This window comes from Pseudomonas sp. Y24-6, from assembly GCF_020295325.1.
GTDB classification, from domain to species: domain Bacteria; phylum Pseudomonadota; class Gammaproteobacteria; order Pseudomonadales; family Pseudomonadaceae; genus Aquipseudomonas; species Aquipseudomonas gregormendelii.
Window position 1 is genome coordinate 1 of record NZ_JACBXG010000034.1, and the last position, 2,569, is coordinate 2,569.

At 59.4% G+C, this 2,569-nt stretch carries 2 protein-coding genes; both read left to right on the forward strand.

Annotated features, from left to right (window positions below):
* Window positions 1-23 precede the first annotated feature (23 nt).
* Window positions 24-542, forward strand: a complete 519-nt coding sequence (locus HYI44_RS29060) for an Hcp family type VI secretion system effector (protein WP_201148541.1) — start codon at window positions 24-26, stop codon at window positions 540-542.
* Between the two features lie 162 nt (window positions 543-704).
* Window positions 705-2,569, forward strand: a 1,865-nt coding sequence (gene tssI, locus HYI44_RS29065) for a type VI secretion system tip protein VgrG (protein WP_225571198.1), incomplete at its 3' end; no start/stop codon positions are given.

Genomic DNA, 2,569 nt, shown 5'->3' on the forward strand with positions numbered 1-2,569 from the left:
TTTATCCAGCAAGGAGCATCACCATGGCTACACCCGCTTACATGTCCATCACCGGCACCAAACAAGGCCTGATCACCGCCGGCGCATTCACCGCCGATTCCGTTGGCAATACCTATCAGGAAGGTCACGAAGACCAGGTCATGGTGCAAGGCTTCAGCCACGAAGTGATCATCCCACGTGACCCGCAGTCGGGCCAGCCGACCGGTCAACGTGTGCACAAGCCAGTGGTCATTACCAAGGTCTTCGACAAGGCCTCGCCACTGCTGTTGGCCGCCTTGACTTCCGGCGAGCGTCTGACCTCGATCGAAATCCAGTGGTACCGCACCTCGGCTGCGGGTACGCAGGAGCACTACTACACCACCAAGCTGGAAGACGCGATCATCGTCGACATCAAGGACTACATGCTCAACTGCCAGGATCCAGCGAATTCGCACTTTACTCACCTGGAAGACGTGCACTTCACCTACCGCAAGATCACCTGGACCCATGAAGTCTGCGGCACTTCCGGCTCCGATGACTGGCGCACCCCTGTCGCCGGCTAAACCTGAGCGACCCGCCTCGGCCCGGCCTGTTGCGACAGCGTCGGGCGCTGCGCGTGGCTGAGACGTTCAGCCGCGTGTGGTCATGCTCTGTACCTGCGGTCAGCGGGTGCAGGACTTGGCGTTCATTTCAACGGACTCTTACTTTCGACCAAGGACACGCTTATGTTCGCTTCGGCCAATACCGCGCAGTTCGACCTGCTGATCCCCGCGGTGCGCCATGACTTTAAAGTGCTGGCGTTTCACGGCAGTGAGACTCTCAGCAGCTTGTATGCGCTGCAGTTGGAGCTGGTCAGCCAGCGCCCCGATATCGATCTGGAAGGCTTGCTCAGACAACCGGCGTTTCTTCAATTTGGCCTCAATGGCGAAGGCCTGCATGGCTGCATCGAAGATGTGTGGGTGGGCGACGCCGGTCCACGCTTGACTCGTTATCACCTGACACTGGTCCCGGCCCTGCACTACTTGCAGTTCTGCCACCAGCAACGGATCTTTCAGCAACTGACGGTCGCGCAAATCATTGCCCAGGTCCTCAAGGGCCACGGCATTTTGGCCGATGCCTATACCTTTCATGTCAGCAGCAGCCCAGCACGCGAATACTGCACCCAGTACGGAGAAAGTGATTTCCAGTTTGTCCAGCGCCTGTGTAGTGAAGAGGGCATGGCCTGGCACCATCAGCACAGTCCACAGGGGCATCATCTGGTCTTCACTGACGATCAGACTTTCTTTCCTACCCTCGGGACCACGCCGTACCAGCAAGGTAGTGGCCAAGTGGCCGATCATCCGGTGGTGCGGCATTTCAGCCAACGTTTCAGCACCCGGACCAGCAAGGTCACCCGCCACCATTACGACTTCACCCGCCCCAGCCTGTTGCTGGAAGGCCAGTGCAGCGCGCAATTCAACCCGGCGCTGGAGGACTACCGTTCGCCACTGTTGATCGACAGTAAGCGGCGCGGCCGCCAGCTGGCCCGCCAGGCTCTGGAGCGGCACCGCGCTGACTACCAGTTGACCGAAGGCAAAAGTGATCAGCCGAACCTGCGCAGCGGGCATTTTTTCACGCTGAGCGAGCATCCGCGTTCGTCCTGTAACGCCTTATGGTTACTGCTCGGTGTGAAGCACGAAGGCAAGCAGCCGCAGGTGCTGGAAGAGTCCATCAGCAGCGATGTCAAGCCAGAGGATGGCTTCACCCAAGGCTACCGCAACAGCTTTAGCGCTATACCCTGGGACGTGTTCTATCGTCCACCGCTGGTCACGCGCCCGTCGGTACTGGTCAGCCAGACGGCGCGGGTCACTGGTCCAGCCGGGGAAGAGATTTATTGTGATGAATACGGTCGGGTGAAAGTCGAGTTCCATTGGGACCGGAGCGAGCGTGGCAGTGAAAAGAGCAGTTGTTGGCTGCGGGTCTCATCGAGCTGGGCTGGAGAAAGCTTTGGCGCGGTAACGATCCCGCGCATCGGTATGGAAGTGGTGGTCACCTACCTGGAGGGTAACCCCGATGATCCGTTGATCACCGGTTGCGTGTCCAATAAGGTCATGCCTGTGCCGTATCCCTTGCCGGCGAATAAGACCCGAACCGTGCTGCGCAGTGACAGCTCGCCGCGCAATGGCGGCTACAACGAACTGTCAATTGAAGACCGCGCCGGACAGGAGCAGATCTACCTGCGTGCCCAGCGCGACCTGAAACAGTTGATCCTCAACGACAGTGAGACCCAGATCGGCCAGGACCGCCGTGAGCAGATCACTCAGGACAGTCGTAGCCTGATTGGGCGTGACCGCTTTGAACAGGTCGATAACCACAGCACCAGCCTTGTCCAGGGCAACGAGCAGCACACCACCCACGGCGAGCGCAACACGCTGATCGGTGGCAATGACCTGATTTCCATCACTGGCAACAGCAGCACCACCGCGAGCGGCACGTTGGTCATTCAGGCTGGATCCCAAGCCCATGTCACCGCGACCAATGTGGTGATCGATGCCGGCATGAGCCTGACGCTTGCGGCGGGTGGTCAACATATCGTGATCAACTCAGGGGG

Coding starts and splice junctions, on each gene's coding strand:
- HYI44_RS29060 (WP_201148541.1), top strand. CDS start 24: ATGGCTACACCCGCTTACATGTCCATCACCGGCACCAAACAAGGCCTG.